14 protein-coding genes and 1 tRNA gene are annotated in these 21,961 nt (G+C 61.6%); 7 read left to right on the top strand and 8 right to left on the bottom strand.

Annotated features, from left to right (window positions below):
- Positions 1-8 precede the first annotated feature (8 nt).
- The 3 genes from HKD31_RS05745 to HKD31_RS05755 all read right to left on the bottom strand — a co-directional run bounded on the left by HKD31_RS05745 (position 9) and on the right by HKD31_RS05755 (position 5,184).
- On the bottom strand, positions 9-2,405 hold the full coding sequence (locus tag HKD31_RS05745; protein ID WP_194264212.1) for a TonB-dependent receptor: 2,397 nt from the start codon (positions 2,403-2,405) through the stop codon (positions 9-11).
- A 111-nt stretch (positions 2,406-2,516) separates the two neighbouring features.
- Positions 2,517-3,956: a helicase HerA domain-containing protein gene (locus tag HKD31_RS05750; protein ID WP_194264211.1), complete on the bottom strand. Its 1,440-nt coding sequence runs from the start codon at positions 3,954-3,956 to the stop codon at positions 2,517-2,519.
- A 4-nt stretch (positions 3,957-3,960) separates the two neighbouring features.
- On the bottom strand, positions 3,961-5,184 hold the full coding sequence (locus tag HKD31_RS05755; RefSeq protein WP_194264210.1) for a TIGR03862 family flavoprotein: 1,224 nt from the start codon (positions 5,182-5,184) through the stop codon (positions 3,961-3,963).
- Between the two features lie 74 nt (positions 5,185-5,258).
- Between HKD31_RS05755 and panC the strand changes: the two genes are divergently transcribed.
- Together panC and ade are read left to right on the top strand one after the other, a co-directional pair.
- Positions 5,259-6,086 carry a pantoate--beta-alanine ligase gene (panC, locus tag HKD31_RS05760; RefSeq protein WP_194264209.1) on the top strand — a complete coding sequence of 276 codons (828 nt, stop codon included), beginning with the start codon at positions 5,259-5,261 and terminating at the stop codon, positions 6,084-6,086.
- Between the two features lie 58 nt (positions 6,087-6,144).
- Positions 6,145-7,842, top strand: coding sequence for an adenine deaminase (gene ade, locus HKD31_RS05765; protein ID WP_194264208.1), 1,698 nt, complete (start codon positions 6,145-6,147; stop codon positions 7,840-7,842).
- 85 nt (positions 7,843-7,927) lie between these two features.
- Here ade and HKD31_RS05770 read toward each other — a convergent pair.
- Positions 7,928-8,004: transfer RNA gene (locus tag HKD31_RS05770), tRNA-Arg, on the bottom strand.
- An 87-nt stretch (positions 8,005-8,091) separates the two neighbouring features.
- Positions 8,092-9,060, bottom strand: coding sequence for an alpha/beta hydrolase (locus HKD31_RS05775; protein ID WP_228120251.1), 969 nt, complete (start codon positions 9,058-9,060; stop codon positions 8,092-8,094).
- Between the two features lie 117 nt (positions 9,061-9,177).
- Between HKD31_RS05775 and polA the strand changes: the two genes are divergently transcribed.
- The 3 genes from polA to HKD31_RS05790 are packed head-to-tail and all read left to right on the top strand — an operon-like array spanning position 9,178 to position 14,290.
- Positions 9,178-12,012: a DNA polymerase I gene (polA, locus tag HKD31_RS05780; protein ID WP_338085540.1), complete on the top strand. Its 2,835-nt coding sequence runs from the start codon at positions 9,178-9,180 to the stop codon at positions 12,010-12,012.
- Positions 12,013-12,025: 13 nt separating this feature from the next.
- Positions 12,026-12,634 carry an SCO family protein gene (locus HKD31_RS05785; RefSeq protein ID WP_062495766.1) on the top strand — a complete coding sequence of 203 codons (609 nt, stop codon included), beginning with the start codon at positions 12,026-12,028 and terminating at the stop codon, positions 12,632-12,634.
- A complete protein-coding gene (locus HKD31_RS05790; protein WP_194264207.1) occupies positions 12,635-14,290 on the top strand; it encodes an ABC transporter substrate-binding protein in 1,656 nt (551 codons plus the stop codon).
- Positions 14,291-14,304: 14 nt separating this feature from the next.
- Here the strand turns inward: HKD31_RS05790 and HKD31_RS05795 are convergent, their stop codons facing one another.
- The gene (locus tag HKD31_RS05795; protein WP_194264206.1) at positions 14,305-15,456 is read right to left on the bottom strand and encodes a hypothetical protein; all 1,152 of its coding nucleotides are present in this window, start codon (positions 15,454-15,456) and stop codon (positions 14,305-14,307) included.
- A 19-nt stretch (positions 15,457-15,475) separates the two neighbouring features.
- A complete protein-coding gene (gene purD / locus HKD31_RS05800; protein ID WP_194264205.1) occupies positions 15,476-16,705 on the bottom strand; it encodes a phosphoribosylamine--glycine ligase in 1,230 nt (409 codons plus the stop codon).
- Between the two features lie 66 nt (positions 16,706-16,771).
- Between purD and xseA the strand changes: the two genes are divergently transcribed.
- Both xseA and HKD31_RS05810 read left to right on the top strand, forming a co-directional pair.
- Positions 16,772-18,325 (top strand): exodeoxyribonuclease VII large subunit, encoded by a 1,554-nt coding sequence (xseA, locus tag HKD31_RS05805; RefSeq protein ID WP_194264204.1) that lies wholly within the window; start codon positions 16,772-16,774, stop codon positions 18,323-18,325.
- 36 nt (positions 18,326-18,361) lie between these two features.
- Entirely contained in the window at positions 18,362-18,724 is a 363-nt protein-coding gene (locus HKD31_RS05810; protein WP_062495776.1) for a hypothetical protein, read from the top strand.
- Positions 18,725-18,817: 93 nt separating this feature from the next.
- Here the strand turns inward: HKD31_RS05810 and HKD31_RS05815 are convergent, their stop codons facing one another.
- Complete coding sequence (locus HKD31_RS05815; RefSeq protein ID WP_194264203.1) at positions 18,818-21,628, bottom strand: Rne/Rng family ribonuclease; 2,811 nt, start codon at positions 21,626-21,628, stop codon at positions 18,818-18,820.
- Positions 21,629-21,961: the final 333 nt, after the last annotated feature.

The raw sequence follows: 21,961 nt of genomic DNA on the forward strand, positions 1-21,961 counted from the left end.
GGAACTCCTTACAGGGCGGCGCTGATGCTCAGGAAGAACATGCGCGGCGCGATGGGATAGGCCGAGAACTGACCCGAAGTCTGGGTCGCGTTGATCGTGGACCACCCCTTGGTGTTTGTCAGGTTGGTAATGTTGCCCTGGACCTTCAGCGACGCCAGATGCGGGATGTTGTGGAAAGTGTAGCCCGCGTTCAGGTTGAACTGTGCATAGGGTGCGGCCCACATGTCGTTGGTATAGGTCGCATAACGCTTGCCGATGACGTCACCGGTGAACTGGCCATAGGCGTTGCCCCAGTTGGTGGTGAAGACGAACTTCTCCGACCAGTCCGGCATGCCGACGACGTTCTTGCCAGCCGTATGGATGACGCTCGAGCCCGTGCTGTAGTTATCGTTGTAAACGGACTTGTTGTAGGACAGCGCGTTATACAGCGAGAAATGCGGGCCGAAATGGGTGGTGAAGGAGAAGTCTATGCCATCCGTCGTGACCGAACCTACGTTTGCAAGCGTGGTGGCCGAACCGATAATGGACGACAGCGTCTGCGTCGTTGCAACAGCCAGAAGACGGTTCGAGAAGTGGACGTGATAGTACTCGACCTGACCTTCGATCGCCGTCAGCGGCCCGAGATGGACCTGACGGTGTTCACGCAGGCCGGTCTCATACGTCCATGAGGTTTCGGGCTTGCCGTTCTTCTTGAATTCTTCAAAGGCGGCCTGGCTGGTGGCGCCCCAGGGCGTGGCATTGCCGTAACCTGCGTCCTGATAGGAGCGCATGTTTTCCTGGATGTTGGCGAACCACTGTTCATGCTTCGTGATGTCCCAGACCGCGCCGAAGGCGGGCAGGAACGGCTTGGCGGCATCGATCTCGCCACCCGGTGCCGTCACGGCATAGGACGGGGAGAGCGAACCCGCCTTGGCGGCGACCGGCAGGGTGCCGTTCGTATAGACCAGCTCGGACTTGAAGCCCGCCATCAGGGAGAAAGTCTTCGAGATCTGCCAGTTGTCCTGCAGATGCGTGACGAACGTGTTGGTGTAGAAATTGTTGGTGTACTGGTCGATCAGGGCGTTCTGCTGGCGCTCGTAAGGCGTGGTCGGATTGTTGGCATCCAGCGGATACCAGCGACGGGCCTGCGTGTTGTTGTTGCGCTCATACCAGCCGCCAAGCTCGATCGAGTGCTTGCCGAGATGGTAGCGCAGCGTGGACATCAGGCCGCCGCGGTTGTCCCAGTATTCGGTCGTTCGCGTGGCATAGCCCGAACCGCCGAAAACGGTGTTCAGATCCTGACCCGGGAAATAGGCGGCGAACAACGTCGGAAGGCCAGCGGCCGAGATCGGACCGGCTACGACGCCTTCACCCAGATCGTGGTGATAATAGATGCTGTTGTCCCAGTGCAGGTTTTCGCTGAAATCATGCGTCCACTTTGCATAGGCGAGGAAATCCTCACGCTGTGCTGCGGAATAGTAGTTCCGGTAGTTCAACCCAGCATTCGTGTAGGCTGCGGAGTTGATGTACGACTTGGCATACGCGAAATTCGGATAGGTGAACGGACGCACATAGGTGCCATAACCGTTCGGCAGCGTGATGCTGTCCTCGTTCGGCTCGACCTTCTGGGACCAGTCAAAGAACGTCGAGAAATGATCGTGTTCGCTGTTGTGCACGAACTTCGCATTGACCTGATAGCCGCCCTGATGGCCGGCGAAGTCCCAGGCGCGGGCGTCCTGACGCGCGAAGGAGACATAGGCCGAGTTGCCATTGCCGAACTCACCCGTATCGAGGCGTGCGAAGGTGCGGAACGTGGACCAGCTTCCGAATACCTGTTCAATCTGCGCGCCGCGCTTCTTCAGCGGGTCCTGCGTCGTGAACTGGAGCGTACCACCGAGGTTGGATGTGGATGCCGTGCCGAGCGCACCGGCACCCGAGGAGACCGACGCCGAGCCGATGTTCTCGCTGATTGCCGCGCGCTGCGGGGACAGGCCGTCATAGTTGCCATAGGCCTGATCGCCCAGCGGAATGCCGTCGAGCGTGTAGCCGAGCTGGTTCTGGTTGAAGCCGTGAACGTAGAGCGAGGAGTTCTGCTCGTTATTGCCCCACGGATCGGCGTTGTTGAACACGACGCCCGGCAGCATTTCCAGCGCCTTGATCGGGTTCACGCCCGGAAGGATACGCTGGATCTGGACGTGGCTCAGCCCCTGTTCGGAGCGCGTGCGGCGTGCGGTGATGACGAGCTGTTCCGTACCGCTGGCCACGGCGTCAACCTTGGCCTTGTGTTTGGTGTCATGTCTGGCGGTCGTGTTTTTTTTCGTTCCTGTCGTTGCTGCCTCGACAGGATGGGGAAGGGCTGCAGCCAGCGCAAATGGCGAGCAGAAAACGGTCAGGAGCAGGCGGGAACGCAGCAGGTTGCGCGGCATTGAAAGTCTTTCCGGATGGAGAAGAGATCGAACGCGGCGGACCCTAATCTTTCCTGAAAGAACTGCGTGTGAAGCTCCTGTGAACGTACCGTTGCAGAACTGTGACAGCCGTCAGACCGTCTGCCATCCCAGCCCGACGATGGCGACGCGACGGCCCAGCGGCGTCTCCTGAAGGACGATAACCTCGCGCTCTTCCAGATAGTTCAGCTGCCGCCGGGCGCGGCCAAGCGAGTGTGTTCCATAGGCGCGAGCCAGAGCCTCGTCGCCTGGGCAGGTTTCGCCGTCGAGTGCGGTGCGGGCGAGGAGCAGGAAGACGCCCTGCACATCTTCGGGCAGCGTCGCGGCAATGGCCTGGGCCTGCTTCCAGTCCTCGCTGTCAGCGCGCGCCCGGTCCAGTCCGGCGCGGATGGTGGCCAGCATCCGGTGGAACGGTCCCAGCTCCAGCACATTGCGCGACAGGCCCTGAATCCTCGCCCGGAGCTGGAAGTCCTGATACAGAGTAGCCAGCGGCTTGTAGTCCGAGCCTTCACCGGCCACGACTTCGGCCACCAGTGACCAGAGCTGGTCGGGATCGGCTTCGACGACGACGGCTGCCGGAGCGGGTTCTTCAGCTTCGCGTTCAGCGCCATAGGCATCGAGCTGTGCCAGAAGGTCTGGCGGGGGCGGACGGGACTCCCGGCGGGGACGGGGTGTAAACTCGTGGACCGGCTCGAGAATGATGTCCCGCAGGTCTTCGGCTGAGACAGGCTCAAGCGGCAGAAGAACCGGCCCCGTGGCGTGGCTCGCGGTCGTCACAGGGCCGATGGTCACCAGCTTCGGACGGCGGCTCAGGGCCGGCCCGAGCGCCATGAACTGACCGCGCGCCAGATCCCGGAAGGACTCCGCCGCCCGGCGCTCCATGCCCAGAAGATCGGCCGCACGCGCCATGTCGATATCAAGGAAGGTCCGGCCCATCAGGAAGTTGGACGCTTCGGCTGCGACGTTCTTGGCCAGCTTGGCCAGACGCTGCGTTGCGATGACCCCGGCCAGACCGCGCTTTCGGCCGCGGCACATGAGGTTTGTCATGGCCCCGAGCGACAGACGGCGGGCTTCGTCGGATGTATCACCGCCCGCCACAGGCGCGAAAAGCTGGGCTTCATCGACCACGACGAGAACGGGATACCAGTGCGCGCGGGGGGCCTCGAACATGCCGTTAAGGAACGCGCCGGCTGCCCGAAGCTGCATTTCGGCTTCGACCTGCTCAAGGTTCAGCACCACGGACGCGCGATGGGCGCGCACGCGTTCGCCCGCCGCGCGCAGGCTGGCTTCGGACTGGTCTTCAACGTCGATCACCAGATGGCCGTAATGGTCGGCCAGGGTGACGAAATCGCCTTCCGGATCGATCATGACCTGCTGGACAAGGGTGGCCGTCTGCTCCAGCAGGCGTCGCAGAAGATGCGATTTTCCCGAGCCGGAATTGCCCTGGACCAGCAGGCGCGTGGCCAGGAGTTCCGGCAGATCAATGCAGGTGTCGGAGCCGTCGCGGCCCTGTCCGAGAATGATGGATGTCATGGCGTCAGGCGATAGCGGAATTGGACGATTCTAGCCACCCAAGGACGCCATTTGCTGCGGCATAGGCCGTGGAAAAACAGCCCTGAAGCAGATAACCGCCCGTCGGTGCCTCCCAGTCCAGCATTTCACCTGCCACGAAAACCCCGGGGCGGGATTTCAGCATGAACCGCTCGTCCACGGCATCCTGCCGTATGCCGCCGGCTGTGGAGATGGCGCGATCAAGCGCGTCCATACCGATCAGTGGCAGGGGAAGGGCCTTGATTGTCTGGGCAAGCTGAAGAGGCGTGACGTCTTTCGGGGTGGCGGATTTCAGAAGGTCACGGGAGGGGGCATCCAGCGACAGGGCCTTGCGAAGCCGGTTGCTCTGGCTCTCGCGTTCCCGCTGGGCCAACAGGCGTTTCAGGACGTCATCGACTGAAAGCGTGGGGCGGAGGTCGAGCGTAAGGACTGCGCGTCCTTCATTCAGGATGCTTTCCCGCAGATCTGCTGAAAGCGCGTAGAGTGCCGAGCCTTCCAGCCCGCGCGATGTGAGGGTCAGGTCGCCACGGGTCTGCCGCGTGCCGAAGGTCAAGCCAACGGAATGAAGCACGCTGCCTTCGTGCCTTGCCGCAAAATCTGCGGCCCAGTCGGGCAGGAAACCACAATTCGCGGGGGCGAAAGGCGCTGTCTCATCCGTCATGAAATCCGCCCAGCGGCCGTCCGATCCCAGCCGGGACCAGCTTGCGCCCCCCATTGTGAGAACGGTCGCATCGGCTCTGACGGATGTCTGACCGTCCGCCGTGTCGAAGCGCAAAGTTGCGCCGTCCCAGCCGACAAAACGATGCCGGGTGTGGATCTGGACGCCCTGTTCGGCCAGTCGGCGGAGCCAGGCGCGCAACAGGGGAGAGGCTTTCATGGCCGTAGGGAAGACACGCCCTGAGGAGCCGGAAAAGCAGGCCTGTCCAAGTCCCTCGGCCCATTCTGTTAAAGCGGATGGCGAAAACGCGCGGATGGCGGGTTCGAGCCAGTCCTGTGCTTTGCCATAGCGGCTCAGAAAACAGTCCAGCGGCTCCGAATGGGTCAGGTTCAGGCCGCTGCGTCCTGCCATGAGCAGCTTGCGTCCCACGCTTGGCATCCGGTCGAAAACCTGCACCTTACATCCCCGCGCGGACAGGATTTCTGCCGCGAACAGTCCGGCGGGACCGGCTCCTATAATGGCGATGGATGGGGGAGGGGGCGCAGCATTCATAAGCGCCTGATTGCCATGTGGAGCAGGGTTTGTCAGGCTCCGCGCCCGCAGTTCTGGCGGGAAAGGAACATGACATGCAGGTTTTTGAGACAATCGGCGCGTTCCGCGCTGCGCGGACGGCCTATCCGACCCTCGGTTTCGTTCCGACCATGGGGTTTCTGCATGAAGGCCATCTCGGACTGGTCCGGCGGGCTAAGGCGGAAAACGGCGCGGTGGCGGTCAGTATTTTCGTTAATCCCACACAGTTCGGCCCGAATGAGGACTATGCGTCCTATCCGCGCGATCCCGAGCGAGATCTGGCGCTTCTGAAAGAGGCCGGGGCCGATCTGGCGTTTCTGCCAACGCCCGATATGCTCTATCCACCGGGTTCTGTCACCCGGATTGAAGTCGGCGGTGTAGCAGAAGAACTCGAAGGCCAGTCCCGTCCCGGACATTTCTCCGGTGTGGCGACGGTGGTCACCAAACTGTTCAACATCGTCCAGCCGCAGCGGGCTTATTTCGGGCAGAAAGATGCCCAGCAATGCGCGGTTGTGCGCCGCTTCGTGGCGGATCTGGATATTCCGGTTGAAATCGTGGTCTGCGATATTGCGCGTGAAGCGGATGGGCTTGCGCGTTCCAGCCGTAATGTGCGCCTGACAGCCGAAAACCGTCAGAAAGCTCCGGCCCTGTTTCGGGCTTTGCAGGAAGCCACGCGGCTGTTCCGTAATGGCGAGCGGGATGTGGACGTTTTGGAAAATGCCATGCGCGCGGTCCTGACCGAAGCCGGACTTCCGGATATCGACTATGCGACGGTTGTGAACGCAGACACGTTCCGCCGCGAACAGCCTTGTTCCGATAACGCTCTGGCGCTTCTGGCCGTGCGGGCCGGGGAGGTCCGGCTGATCGACAACATGCCGCTTTGAGTTGCTCACCCTTCGTGCGGTATAAGCATGCACTGCTGACGTACGGAGGATTTCAGGCATGCAGAAAACCATCATGCGTCGCGTGGCCCAGGGTCAGGGCCACGAACCCGCCGATCTGGTCATCCGCAATGTCCGGCTGTTCGATCTGGTCACGGGCGATCTTATCCCGACCGATATCGCCATCTGCGGCGATCGGATCGTCGGGACTTACGGTGAATACGAAGGCGTCCGGATGATCGATGGTGCGGGCCGGATCGCCGTACCGGGCTTCATCGACACCCATCTGCACGTTGAATCTTCGCTCGTCACACCCTTCGAGTTCGATCGCTGTGTGCTGCCGCATGGTGTGACGACGGCCATCTGCGATCCGCATGAAATGGCCAATGTGCTGGGGCGTGCGGCGTTCGATTATTTTCTGGCTGCCGCCGAGCGGACCATCATGGATCTGCGCGTCAACCTGTCGAGCTGCGTGCCGGCGACGTCCATGGAGACATCGGGCGCGGTTCTGAACGTGGATGATCTGCTGGCCTATCGGGACCATCAGAAAGTGATCGGTCTGGCCGAATTCATGAACATCCCAGGCGTTCTGAACGGCGATCCGGGCTGTGTGGACAAGCTGGCGGCCTTTGCGGACGGGCATATCGACGGTCACGCACCGCTCATGCGCGGCAAGGCCCTGAACGGCTATCTGGCGGCTGGTATTTCAACCGACCACGAAGCCACGGCTGCTGATGAAGCGCTGGAAAAAGTCCGCAAGGGCATGACGGTCCTGATCCGGGAAGGATCGGTCTGCAAGGATCTTGAAGCGCTGGTGCCGCTGCTGAACGTCGCGACTTCGCCGTTCTTCGCGTTCTGCACTGATGACCGCAATCCGCTTGAAATCGCCCATGAGGGCCACTTGGATTTCCTGATCCGCCGGGCCATCGAACTGGGCGTGGAGCCGCTGGCTGCGTATCGTGCCGCATCCCTGTCTGCGGCCACAGCTTTTGGCCTGAAGGATCGTGGACAGATCGCGCCGGGGAAACGGGCCGATATCGTCCTGCTCGATGATCTTGAGCGCTGTCAGGTGTCGGACGTCATTTCCGCCGGTCGTCTGGTGAATGATGCGCTGTTCGCAGGCCGCGAGATCGTATCGCCTGTCGGGCTGGAGAGCGTGAAACTGCCGCGTCCGGTCATCGCGCAGGACATGGTGGTTGAGGGCAGCGGGAAAGACCGCCCTGTCATGGGGGTCATTCCGGGCCAGATCATTACGGATTTCCTGCGGCTCGATCTGCCTGAAGACCATGGCCACGTTCTGCCGGATCTGGAACAGGATGTCGCCAAGGTCTGCGTCGTGGCGCGGCATGGGCATAACGACAATATCGGGCGCGGTTTCGTGCGGGGTTTTGGCCTGAAAGAAGGCGCGCTGGCGTCGTCCGTCGGCCATGACAGCCACAATATCTGCGTTGTCGGAACCAGTGACTCCGACATGGCCTGTGCGGTGAACCATCTGGAAAAAACCGGTGGTGGCTTCGTGGCGGTCCGCAATGGACAGGTTCTGGCGGACCTGCGTCTTCCGGTCGCCGGCCTGATGAGCGATGCGCCTTACGAGCAGGTCCGCGATGAGCTCATCATCCTGCGCAAGGCGGCGAAGACGATGGGCGTTGTTCTGGAAGAGCCGTTTCTGCAACTGGCCTTCCTGCCGCTACCCGTGATTCCTCATCTCAAGATTACGGATTTCGGGATGATCGATGTCCGGACCATGAGCATAGTCTGAAACAGGAAAAGGAAGTCTCGGCCTGAGATTGATCTCGGTCGGGACAGCCACGCTGATCAGGCAGAGTGTATCTGGTTTTGGGGAGTGGTGGACCTGACGCGATTCGAACGCGTGACCTTTGCCTTCGGAGGGCAACGCTCTATCCAGCTGAGCTACAGGTCCATGCGCCCTCAGATAACTGCTTCGGCGACAGATTGCCAGCCCTCTTTTTTGAAAGTTCTGTCGTCCGGACATACGCTTGGCAGAAGGTCATGGAAAAGTCTGTGTCTGGGCGGTGGCCTGCCATGCGGCAGCGGCGATATCGCCGCCTGATGGCAGGAAGCGGTCGGGGTCTGCCAGCCACGAGACGGCATCCTGTGCTGCGCCCCGGTGGTCCCGGCTGAGAAGATGATGGGCGCCGGGCAGTTCGTCGATCCGCGTGTCGGGGGGCAGTTTGCGGAGCAGGCGCGCCGTGAAGGGTGGGAGGACGAACTGGTCACGGCCACCAAAAATAATGAGCAGCGGGATCCGGGCCCGGGGGGCGGCCTTGTAGGCGGCCTGCATCAGCAGGGTCAGGCCATAGAGCGGGTGGAGCGTCGAATTGTGCAGGGTGAGGGGATCGAAATACATCCGCCGCAGGGCCTTGAGGTTGTCGCTTGCAACCCGGTGACCGGGAACGGCCGATCCGTCGAGCTTCCAGTGCGGGGTCAGGAGATCAAGACCACCCAGAATGCTCTCCCAGGGCTGACCGATATCGAGCGCCGCAGGGGCAAGCAGGATTGTACTGCTGATATGGGGCGTGTCTGTCGCGGCCAGAAGCAGGGCTATGGCGCCCCCCATGCTTTCTCCCATGACGTGAATGGGTGTGCCGGGATAGCGGGTGTGTAGCCAGAGCACCTGTTCGCGGGCGTCCTGCACCAGTCTGGCCGTGCTGCTCCATCCACCCCGGTCCGCAGTTCCGCCAAAGCCCCGGATGTCCGGCGCGGCGAGCGTAAAGCCCTGGGACGTGAAAGCCGGTGCGGCGAACTCCCAGGCATCCCGGCTGTCGCCGTAACCATGCAGGGCCAGAATGATGCCGCGGGGGCTGGGTGTGAGGGCCGGATACAGTCGCAGGGGAATATGGGCGCCATCCGACATGTCGAGTGTGAGTGTCGGGGGGATGAGGGCCGTTTCCTGTGCTGTCGGATGCAGGTCCGGAATATGGGGTGCCGTGCAGCCTTGTAGCGCCAGCGGGGTCATCAGGCAGAGCAGTCCGAAGGAAAGACGTCCGAGGCGGTTTGAAACGGAAGGGAATGAGCCTATCATCACGGATGATTTTAGAACGTCCGCTCCTTCGGGGCGAGAAGGGAGACATTCGTGCCGCCAGAAAAACCTGATCTGGGAAAAGCCGATCTGGAAAAGCCTCATCTGGTACTGATCGACGGGTCCGGTTTCATCTTCCGCGCGTTCCATGCCCTGCCGCCGATGAGCAGCCCCCAGGGTGTGCCGGTCAATGCGGTCTATGGCTTTACGAATATGCTGGCGCGTCTGCTGCGGGACCATGTGGGAACGCATCTGGCCGTGATCTTCGATGCCGGCCGCACGACGTTCCGCAACGAGATCTATCCACAGTACAAGGCGCACCGGCCGGAAGCTCCGGAAGACCTGCGCCCGCAGTTCGGTCTGATCCGCGATGCCACGGCGGCTTTCAACGTGCCGTCGATCGAGCTTGCCGGATGGGAAGCGGATGACCTTCTCGCAGCCTATGCAAAAGCGGCCGTGGAAGCGGGTGGCTGCTGCACCATCATTTCGTCCGACAAGGATCTGATGCAGCTCGTGCGTCCCGGCGTTGAGCTGATGGACCCGATGAAGCAGAAGCCGATCCGCGAGGCCGAGGTCGAGGCCAAGTTCGGTGTCCGTCCCGATCAGGTCGTGGACGTACAGGCTCTGATGGGGGATTCGACTGACAATGTTCCCGGTGTGCCCGGCATTGGTCCGAAAGGTGCGGCGCAGCTCGTAAACGAGTACGGCACGCTGGAGCAGATCCTCGCCGCCGCGCCGGGCATGAAGGCGTCCAAGCGGCGTGACAATCTGATCGAGCATGCCGATGCCGCGCGCATGTCGCGCAGACTGGTGTTGCTGGACGATAACGCGCCGATGCCTCAGCCGATCAGTGAGCTCGGCTGCCGCGAGCCTGTTCGAGAGACCCTGCGGGACTGGCTGGAAGAAATGGGATTCCATTCCACCATCCAGCGGATGGGGCTGGGTCTGGCCGCAAAGCCGCGCCCGTTCACACGCCAGATTGTCCGGCCCGAGGACAAGGCGGCTGCACGGGATGAGGTTGCGGCCGTCACGATCCCCGATGCGCCTTATGGTCCGTACGAGACCGTGACGGACATGGACGCGCTGGACCGCTGGATTGCGGACGCGCGGGCCGCGGGCGTGGTGGCCGTCGATACCGAGACGGACAGTCTCAATGCGCGGCAGGCCAATATGGTCGGGCTGTCGCTGTCGGTTGCGCCGGGGAAGGCCTGTTATGTGCCGTTCCTGCACGAAACCATACGCGATCTTCTGGAAGAAGATTCGACCGGGGAAGCTTTCGTTCGGCAGCTGGATCGGAGCGAGGCACTGGAACGTCTGGTCCCGCTGCTTCGGGATCCATCCGTCCTGAAGGTTTTCCAGAACGCGAAATACGATCTGACCGTCTTTCGCGGCGCGGGTGTTCCCGAGATCACGCCCATCGACGACACGATGCTGATTTCCTACGCCCAGTCCGCCGGTGAGCACGGGCAGGGCATGGATGAGCTGTCGGAACTGCACCTGGGCCACACGCCTGTTACCTATGATTCCGTGACGGGAACGGGGCGCAAGCGTATTCCGTTCGCGCAGGTGGCAATCGAAGCCGCGACCGCCTATGCCGCCGAGGATGCTGACGTGACGTTGCGTCTGTGGCAGGTGCTGCGTCCGCAGTTGCGGACCCGTCAGGCGCTGGCGCTGTATGAGGAAATCGAGCGTCCGCTGATCCAGATCCTGACGGATATGGAAGATGTCGGCATCAAGGTGGACGCTACCGAACTGCGCCGCATGTCCGTTGATTTTGCTGAGCGTATGGCGACGATCGAGCAGGAAATCCACGAGCAGGTCGGGCGGAGCTTCAATGTCGGCTCCCCCAAGCAGCTTGGCGAAATCCTGTTCGATGAAATGGGTCTGCCCGGCGGCAAGCGGACGAAGAGCGGAAGCTGGGGCACGGATTCCGGGGTGCTGGAATCCCTGGCCGAGCAGGGGCATGAACTGCCGCAGAAAATCCTGGCCTGGCGTCAGCTTGCCAAGCTGAAATCCACCTATGCCGATGCGCTGGTCCAGCAGATGGATCAGGACACGCAGCGGGTTCACACGTCCTTTCAGATGGCCATCACCACGACGGGGCGGCTGTCTTCGAACGAGCCGAACCTTCAGAACATTCCCATCCGCACCGAAGAAGGTGCGCGCATCCGCAAGGCGTTCGTCGCCGCTCCCGGGTGCGTTCTGCTGTCCGCGGATTACAGCCAGATCGAACTGCGCCTTCTGGCCCATGTCGCAAAGATTGAACCGCTGCTTGAGGCGTTCCGTCTGGGGCAGGACATTCATGCCCGCACGGCATCCGAAGTGTTCGGCATTCCCCTTGAAGGCATGGACCCGCTGACCCGTCGCCGGGCCAAGGCCATCAATTTCGGCATCATTTACGGCATTTCGGCTTTCGGTCTGGCGCAGCAGCTCCAGATTTCGCCGGGCGAGGCGCGCTCCTATATCGACGCCTATTTCGCCCGCTATCCCGGCATCCGCGCCTATATGGAGCGGACCAAGGAAGAGGCGAAAAAGCATGGCTATGTCACGACGCCGTTCGGGCGCCGCTGCTATGTGCCGGGCATCACCGAGAAGAACGGTGCCCGCCGCGCCTATGCCGAGCGTCAGGCCATCAACGCGCCGCTTCAGGGAGGCGCTGCGGACATCATCAAGCGCGCCATGGTCCATCTGGCGCGGCGTCTGCCGGCGACGGGTCTGAAGGCGAAAATGGTTCTTCAGGTGCACGATGAACTGCTCTTCGAAGTCGAGGAGCAGGATGCAAAGGCGCTGGCGGATTTCGTTCGCACGGAAATGGAAGGGGCCGCCAAACTCGACGTGGCCCTTGAAGTAGAAACCGGTATCGGCCCAAGCTGGGCTGACGCACATTAAAGACAGGAAGGTCATGCAGACCAATCACGAACGCCGCAAGCGGGTCGGCAATCGCATCATCTGGAGCGTTCTCGCTGTGGCGGCCGTTCTGGGATATGTCGGCTTCCATCTTGCGTCCAATGGTGGTCCGGGCCTTCTGGTCCAGTCCAATGGCAATGAGGTCGGCGGCAGCTTCCGGCTGGACTCGCTGGGCGAGAGCACCGTCACCGAAGGCGATTTCCACAACACCTGGATGCTGGTCTGGTTCTTCGATGCCAACTGCCCCGAGGACAAGTGCAAGCCCGTGCTGAAGAGCATGGAACAGGCGCTGGTCACACTCCGGGCCGAGGGGATCCGCGTCTCGCCGCTGGCTGTCTCGCTCAATCCGTTCGACGAGGCTGACCCGCTCAAGGAATATGTCCTGCCTGTCGCACCGCATGTCATGCCGTTCACGGCCACGCCGAACATGATCAAGGCCATGACGGCCGAATATCATGCGCCGCTTCAGAAGGAAGGGGACCATTTCGTTCCCGCGCCGCAGATCGTCATCATGGACCCGAATGCCCGTTATGCCGGCACCATTCCGGCTGATGGCAACGCAGATGCTCTGATCGCGCGTCTGCGTGAACTGGCGAAGCGCTGAATGAAGCGGGGGGCTGCGCTTCTCGCGGCGGGGCTGTTTCTGGGGCTTGGCGCTTCTCAGGCACTTGCCGGAGAGCAGATCCCGCCTGACTGGAACGGCATCACGCTCGGCTGTCCCCATCGTGGCGGCACGCTGCATCTGACGGCAGATGGCCCCGGCGGGACGCTGGATCCGCAGATCAATTACGGCACCCAGTACATGCAGGTGTTCGTCAACATGTACGACCCGCTGCTGACCTTTCGGCTGGCGCGGGGAACGGCGGGACTGGAGGTCGTACCGGACCTTGCTGATGCCATGCCGCAGATCAGTCCGGATGGTCTGACATGGCGCCTGCATCTGCGCCCGGGGCTGCATTTTTCCGATGGTGCGCCCGTGCGTGTCGAAGACGTGGTAGCGTCGTTCCGTCGGATCTATCGTGCGGGCAGCCCAACCGCAGCCTCGTTCTATGGCGGCATCGCAGGCGCTGCGGAATGTCTGGAAACGCCCGATCGCTGCACGCTGCCTGGTGTTGAGGGGCATCCGGAAACCGGCGAGATCGTCTTTCATCTGACGAAGTCGGACGGCGAGTTCCTCTACAAACTCGCATTCCCGCACGCTGTAATTCTGCCGGCCTCAACCCCGGTTCATGATATGGGCGGCACAACGGTCCCTGGGACCGGGCCGTATCGCATCACGCAGTACGACCCGGGACACGGCATGGTTCTGGAGCGCAACCCGTACTTCCACGTCTGGAACCCCCAGGCCCAGACGGACGGTTTCGTGGATCGCATCGAATATGATTTCGGGCTGTCGGACGAGGCGCAGGTCACAGCGGTCGAACAGGGGCGGTACGACTGGATGCTGGATGCCAAGCCTGCCGACCGGCTGGGAGAGCTGGGCGCGAATTACACGTCCCAGGTTCATATCGAGCCGCTTCTGGGCCTGTATTATCTGGCGATGAACACGCATGAAAAGCCGTTCACGGATGTCCGCGTGCGCCGGGCGGTCAGCATGGCCGTCAACCGCCATGCGATGACAATCCTGTTCGGTGGCAGCGCGATTTCCGAGCCTTTATGCCAGATGGTGCCGCATGGGATTCCGGGCGCCGATCTGGGGCTGGACTGCCCGCAGGATCTGGAGGGTGCGCGCCGTCTGATCCATGAAGCCGGGGCGGATGGTGCGTCCGTCACGCTGGTCGTTCCCAACCGGGCCATGGAACTCGGGATGGGTACCTATCTGCGCAATGCCCTGCAATCCGCCGGGCTGAACGCCCAGCTTCGCCCGATCACGGCCGGGCTTGCGGAATCCTACGAGCAGAACACCGCCAATCACGTCCAGATCGCGCTGTCCTACTGGTTCGCGGATTATCCGTCCGCCTCAACCTTTCTCGACGACCTGTTCGGCTGCGACAATTACCATCCAAACTCGGCCGTTTCACCGAACTATACGGGCTTCTGCGACCAGCGCGTCCAGGCCCTGTTCGATCAGGCCCGCTCCCAGACAGACCCCACAAAAGCCGCCCCGATCTGGCAGGAGGCCGGACACGCCATCATGCAGCAGATGCCCGGCGCCCCCATGATCCAGATGCGTACCGTCGATTTCGTCTCCAGACGGCTGGGGAACTATTACTCGACACTCCTGAACCATATGCTGTTTTCACATGTGTGGGTGCAATGACGAAAAATGGCAAATTAACCTGATATATTATCGTGGCATGGAAAATATTTGCTTATAGCGGTGGTAATTAGGTTCTGTATAGCCTCATCCGGAACAAGGTATGGATCATAATTGAAGTTATTCATGTCGGGCACATCGTATTTCATGAGAGACCAGAAATATACTACAGGTACGACTTTGGTAGATGTTTGTCCTGCTTTGTGAATATGTACATCTACACATAATAGGATGCTTTTGGGTGCCGTTCCCGAAACCTGGGGAGCAATGGGTCTGGTGATATCCGCCTTGGAATATGTGACTTCCTCCAAAGGGATGGACGTCTCCAGCAACGGAGGAACTTCCCATTTCTGCCCCAGATGGTCTTCACCTAAAACGGTAATGTCTACGGTTTGACCCGTATCGGTATAGAAAAAGAAAGAACGGCTCCCGGGAAGCCAATTATAATTCAAATGGATTTTACCAGAGGCATCGTTGGACGATAGCTGAAGAGCGAGATCTCCAAAAATCGAGAAGCATCCGGGAATAGGTCGAAAATCGTTTCCGTCATGCCACAGACATTTATAGGCGAGGCCATAATTGTTATTGAGGGGTGCCTGCGTGCCTCTTTCATCCAGCATGAGATGATTCATGATGGTTATCAGGCTGTTTTCAGTCTCGGTTGTATTGCCGGGATCAAGATGAAGCTGATTGTCACAAAGGCGCATCTTTCGGGCAACGACAGCTTGAGCGCCCTTTTCTCCCAACACGAAGGATTTTCCGGTTTGGAAACGCTCGTTGAGAGAAAGTCCTTGACGGAGGTCGATCTTGAAGGCTGTTGCCGGATAGTCTGCTGAGCCCGAAAAAACACCTGCGATGTCTGTATTGGTTGTGAAATCAACAGGACGGTCAGCTAAAAAATTTCGCAGATCTTCCAATCTTCGAATAGTTTCAGCTTTCTCCCGCAGTTGATAACAGAACTTCTGGATAGTTGCCGCATCTCCTGCCCCACCGATTGCGAAGACATTGTTGAGTCGCATGATCTTTTGTTGGGCCGATTGGATTTTCGGTATGGACTTGCTGAGCGGCATGACGATGCCATCGTCAACCGGGGTGCCAAAATGGAAGACGGCCATGTCTCCGATGAGAATAGGCACGCCGTCACGGATTTCTGCGATAATTACTGTCATCTAGCCAAATTTTATTCTGTTACAACCCGATATCGCTGCGGAAGATCTTGTCGTCCCACTGAATTGCAGACGCGCCTTCATAGGCCAGTTTCCGGGCCTCTTCAGGCGTTGCAGCTTTTGCACAGACCGTCAGGACGCGCCCGCCATTTGCGACCAGAACGCCATCGACCAGTCTCGTACCCGCATGGAAGACCGAGACGCCCGGAACGGCCTCGGCGCGTTCGATCCCGCTGATCCGGCCCCCCTTTTTCGGGGCGTCCGGATAGCCGTTCGCTGCCAGCACCAGCGAGATCGAGTGCTCGTCGGAAAATTCTGCTGCTGCGTGTTCGAGACTGTCCTGTGCCAGTGCAGCGAGGATCGGCAGCAGGTCCGATTTCAGACGGATCAGCAGCGCCTGCGCTTCTGGATCACCAAAGCGGACATTGTATTCGATCAGCTTCGGTCCTTCGCTGGTCAGCATCAACCCGGCGAAGATCACGCCACGGAACGGCGTGCCGCGTCGGACCATCTCGGCCAGCATCGGGCGGACCATGCTATCGAGCGCCTTTTCCTGCATGACTCGATCGAAAGCGGGGGGAGGGGAAATCGCGCCCATGCCGCCGGTATTTGGGCCGGTATCGCCGTCACCGAGGCGCTTGTGATCGCGGGCCGCACCGATGAGCACGGCCTTGTCGTCCGAGCAGAAAGCAAAGAGCGAGACTTCCTCGCCCACCAGACATTCCTCGATCACAAGTGGCATGCCGAGCTGACGGATGGCGTTCTCGGCCTCTTCAACGCTCTGGGCGACAACCACGCCCTTGCCGCCAGCCAGGCCGTCGGCCTTGATGACGATCGGAGCGCCACGACGACGTACGAACTCAATGGCCGGAGCTTCCTCTTCAAAGCGCTCCCAGCGCGCCGTCGGAATGCCAGCCGCGTCCGCCACATCCTTCGTGAACGCCTTGCTGCCTTCCAGCAGGGCCGCCGCCTTCGTCGGACCTGCGCACGGAATGCCCGCTTCGGCGCAGGCATCCGCCAGACCGGCCACCAGCGGCGCTTCCGGGCCGGGCACGATCAGGTCGATCTTCTGCTCCTGCGCAAAATGCACCAGCCCCGCGACATCATCGGCCTTGAGCGGAACGAGCGTTGCGACAGACGCCATGCCCGGATTGCCCGGTGCCGCATAAAGGGCGGTCAGACCCGGTGAGCGCGCAAGACATGTAGCCAGGGCATGTTCACGCCCTCCGGACCCGACCAGCAAAACGCGCATTCCGCTTATCCTTTATTATGCAATCGTGGGCTTCGTTTGACGGCGTGCGTAGCATAGACTGGCGCCATGATGGAGAGTGATGGCGCATCGATCCGCGGGAATGTTCCGCAATATTCGGTTTCCGAGATTTCCGGGGCGATCAAACGCACGCTGGAGAGTGGATTCGGCCGTGTGCGCGTGCGCGGTGAGGTCACGGAACTTAAGCGCTATCCCTCCGGGCATGTCTATCTGTCGCTCAAGGATGAGGGCGGCAAGATCGCCGGGGTGATCTGGCGCGGGAGTGTTTCGCGCCTTGGCATGGCGCCTGAGAACGGCAACGAGGTGATCGCAACCGGCCGCGTCTCGGCCTACGGCGAGCGCTCCAGCTACCAGCTCGTTATCGACCGTATGGAATTCGCGGGCGAGGGGGCTCTGCTCGCCAATATCGAGCGCCTGCGTCGCAAGCTGCTTGAAGAGGGCCTGTTCGACCCCGAGCGCAAAAAAGCCATCCCGTTCCTGCCGTCTCTGGTTGGCGTCATCACGTCGCGCTCGGGAGCGGTGCTGCACGACATCATCACGACAATCAGCCGTCGCTTCCCGCGGGACGTGCTGCTCTGGCCGGTACCGGTTCAGGGCGAGGGGGCGGCCGCGCAGATTGCCGCTGCCATTGAAGGCATGTCCGTCCGCCGTCCGCGCACGCCTGATGTGCTGATCGTCGCGCGTGGCGGTGGCTCGCTTGAAGACTTGATGGCCTTCAATGACGAGCGCGTTCTGCGTGCCGTGGCAAACTGTCCAGTGCCGATCATTTCCGCTGTCGGCCATGAAACCGACACGACGTTGATCGACCTTGTTTCGGACCGTCGGGCACCCACACCGACCGCTGCCGCTGAAATGGCCGTGCCTCTGCGCTCGGAGATGGTCGCGGACATGGCGCATCGCAATGCGCGTCTGACCGGGGCACTGACCCGTATTATCCAGACGGCGCGTGCGCGACTGGATCAGGCCGCCGCCCGTCTGCCCGATCTGCCGGGTCTGCTGGATTCCGCCCGGATGCGTCTGGACGATCGGGGCCAGCGGCTCGATCTGGCGCTTCCGTCCTTTGTTATGCGGGTGCGCAACCGGCTGGATGCACCGGGGATGCACCTGCCATCGCCGGAACTTCTGATCGGGCGCAGTCGCGCGGGGTTGCAGGCTTTGCGTCTGCCTGCGCCCGAGCTTCTTGTCAGCCGCGCCCGTACCCGCCTGACGGCCCCCACGACTCATCTGCCTAGCCCGGAACTGCTAATCGAGCGCCGCCGGGCCGCCCTGCGTGTGGTTTCTGGTGAACTGGATACGGCCTGGCAGCGCGCGCTCCAGACCTTCCAGCTCCGAACGGAACGCCAGCGCCTGTCGCCCGATATTCTCAGAAGCGCCATCCGTCTTCAGCAGGCCCGGCTTCAGGGACTGGGCAGCCATCTCGAGGCCGTCTCTCCCCGTGCCATTCTCAGTCGCGGCTATGTCCTCGTGCAGGATGTGAACGGACAGCCTGTCACGAGTGCGGAGGCCCGTCCTGTTGCGGATCGCGTCGTTCTGTCTTTCGCCGACGGTGATCGTGGGGCAAGACTGGACAGCCTGTCGCCGCAGGGCGATCTTGGGCTGTAAATCTTTCATCCACCCGATCTGTGATCCGGAGTCTGCATGCGTTCGTTCTGGTTGAGTCTCGTTGCCCTGCCGCTGCTTGCAGCCTGTGCCCAGCAGCCGACGGCGCCAGCGCGTCCTGCGGGCTCGCCCCCAACGCAGGCCAAAATCCCGCCGCAGGACTTTGCGCCGGGTCTGGCCGAGGAGACGTCTGAAGACGGCAAGAAGAAGCTGTTTAACGATCCGTCGGCTCCGCTGAATACGCCGCTCTGTGGAACGGCGCTTCAGGAACAGGCGCAGGCGGGGGCGGCGATCTACCCGCAGAGCGTGGCGAGCACGAGTTCCTGCCCGCGCAATGCCTGTTTCCAGCCGCTGACCGGGACCTATATCGCAGCAACCGGCGCACAGAGCGTCTGCCGCTAAAGCAGACTTCAGGGTTATCCGGGACAAAAGAAAAAAGGCCGGTCGGGATATCCCGACCGGCCTTTTTCATGGTTCGCGGAACGCGCTGACGGATCAGCGCTTCCACCAGCCGGCACGACGCTTCGTCGGCGCGACTTCATCAATGTTCACCGGCTGAAGGATATTTCCTTCCTCGGTGGTCGGAGCCTCGACAGGCTTGGCCTTCGCTGTGCGACGGGCGCGGGTGCGCTTCGGCTTGACGGCTTCTTCGGAAACAGTCTCCGCGGGAGCCGCAGCGACTTCGGCAGTGGGCTCAGCCGGGGCTTCAGCCTCGACGGGCTGAGCCTTTGGTGTCCGGCGGGTCCGGGTCCGACGCGGCTTGGGCGTCTCTTCGGTCACAGGCTCTTCCGGAGCCGGAGCGGCTTCTGCTGCCGGAGCTTCAGCGACCGTCTCGGCCGGAGCAGTTTCCACAGCCTTGGCGCGGGCCGGGCGACGTCCGCGACCACGGCGGGGCTTGGGGGCCTCCTCGGCCAGCGGTTCTTCCACGACGATGGTCGTTTCAGCAGCCGGAACATGCTCGATCACGATTTCCGTGGGCGTGCTGATCCCGGTCTGAAGGGCCTCGGTTGTCCCTTCAAATTCGGCCTGCTCGATCACGTCGAAGATGTCAAAGCTGCCGCCGAACGGATCGGCAGGCGTCGGACCCGTATAGCGACGCGGTGCCGGACGCTCCTCGCGCTCTTCACGACGACGCGGGGTACGGGACGGGGCAGGCGCGTTCGAACGGGTGGTCGCAGCCGACCGCGCCGGGGCGACGTCACGAGCCTCGGATACGGGCTGTGCAGCCGTATCTTCAGACCCTTCGGTGTCCTTGACGACGCGCTTGAAGCGGGTGCGGCGACGGCCCGGGATGATACCGTTTTCGTCAGCGGCTTCGGGAGCAGCGATCTCGCGCGTTTCAGCCTTGGGGGCATCCTGCTCCTGGCTGTTTTCCGCTGTCGGCATGTCTTCGTTCTGCTCACGACGGCCACCACGACGGCGACGACGACGGCGACGGCGACCGCCGTTGCTTTCCTCTTCGCTCTCGGATGTGGCTACGTCCTCGATAATCTCGGCGTCGACAACCGGCGTTTCCGTCCGCACGACGACAGGCGCTTCTTCCTCGATGATTTCGATCGTACGGACATGCTCGGGAGCACGCTCGACAGCGCGTTCCGGCGCACGGACCTGAGCAGGAGCGGGGATCTGGGCCTGCAGGCGCTCAATGCGCATGTCAGCTGCCGCCAGGTTTTCTTCCGTACGGAAAATTACCTGCATGCGGTGATGGCGTTCAATGTCCGCCAGCCAGGAGCGCTTGTGGTTGAGGATGTAGAGCGCGATGTCGGAGCCCACATGCACTTCGATTTCGGCCGAACGCTGACGGGCGCCTTCCTCGTCGATGGCGCGCAGGACATGCAGAGCCGAGCTTTCCGTTCCACGGATGAAGCCGGTGCCCTGACAGTGGGGGCAGGGCGTCAGGACGGATTCCGCAATGGACGGACGCAGGCGCTGGCGGGACATTTCCAGCAGACCGAAATGGGAGATGTGCCCGACCTGGATGCGCGCACGGTCGGAGCGCAGGGCTTCCTTGAGGCGCTTTTCCACCTGCGCATTGTGGCGGCGGCTTTCCATGTCGATGAAATCGATCACGACCAGACCGGCCAGATCGCGCAGACGCAGCTGACGGGCGACTTCCTCGGCGGCTTCGAGGTTCGTGCGCAGGGCCGTTTCCTCGATATTGCGCTGCGAGGTGGATTTGCCGGAGTTCACGTCGATGGCAACGAGGGCTTCGGTCTGGTTGATGACCAGATAGCCACCCGACGGCAGACGGGCCGTCGGCGAGAACATCGCGTCCAGATGGCCTTCGACATTGTAGCGTGCGAACAGGCTCTGGCCGCGGTTCTGCCAGAGCTTCACCTTGTTGGCATTGCTCGGCATCAGCAGGCGCATGAACTCGCGCGCGCTCTTCCAGGCCGCTTCGCCATCCACGAGGATGTCTTCGATGTCCTTGGAATAGAGGTCGCGGATGACGCGCTTGATAAGGCTTGCTTCCTCATAGACCAGCGTCGGTGCGACCGAGGACAGGGCGTGTGAGCGGATGTCGTCCCAGAGCTGGAGCAGATATTCGCAGTCGCGCGTCACTTCCTGCGCCGGGCGACCGGCACCGGCGGTGCGGACGATCATTGCCATGGACTTCGGCAGGTCCAGTTCCGCGATGATGTCGCGCAGGCGGCGACGGTCGGAATCGGACGTGATCTTGCGCGAAACGCCACCGCCACGCAGGGCGTTCGGCATCAGGACACAGTAGCGGCCAGCCAGGGAGATGTAGGTGGTCAGGGCAGCGCCCTTGTTGCCACGCTCTTCCTTGACAACCTGCACCAGCAGCACCTGACGGCGGCGGATGACTTCCTGGATCTTGTAGTTGCGCAGGAAACGGGCCGTGCGACGCGACGATGCGCTTTCCTCACCCGTGTCGTGCTCGCCACCAACGGTTTCGGGCGCGCGGCGGTCATGGTTGTCGCCGTCTTCGCTCTCGGTGCCGTCTTCGGAAACCGTTTCGGTATCGCCATCATCGGAGGACTCACCGCGCTCGGCAATTTCCTCTTCCTGGAGCGCGATGAGCTTCTCGCGGTCTGCGACAGGAATCTGGAAATAGTCGGGGTGGATTTCGCTGAAGGCGAGGAAGCCGTGGCGATTGCCGCCATATTCGACGAAAGCGGCCTGAAGGCTTGGCTCTACGCGAATGACCTTGGCAAGATAGATATTGCCCTTGAGCTGCTTCTTGGTCGATGTCTCGACGTCGTAATCTTCGACGCGGTCACCATCCATGACCACAACACGCGTTTCTTCCGCGTGTGTGGTGTCGATGAGCATACGCTTGGTCATGGAAAACTGAACTCCACGACGCTCCACAATGGCTGCCTTGGCCGGGCGGAACGTCAGATTGTGTGGGGTGGAGGGAACGGCGCAGTCCGAACGCACAGCGGCGGGACACGTTGGGTCCCGTTCCGGTGAGGTCGTTCGCTGCAAGCACGTTGAGTGACATTCGTCCCCTGAACAGACGGCCGGTCCAGAGTCTGGAGCCGGATGAAAAACCTGATCCGGACGGGCGGCTGGCCTGTACCGGAATCCATAAGATCGCCAGTTCGATCCGGTCAGGACAGGATGCGGAGGGCTAGTCGCGCATCTGTCAAACGACGGGACGTCGTGGCGGGGACA

It is taken from the genome of Gluconobacter potus (assembly GCF_015244705.1).
Classification (GTDB): Bacteria; Pseudomonadota; Alphaproteobacteria; order Acetobacterales; family Acetobacteraceae; genus Gluconobacter; species Gluconobacter potus.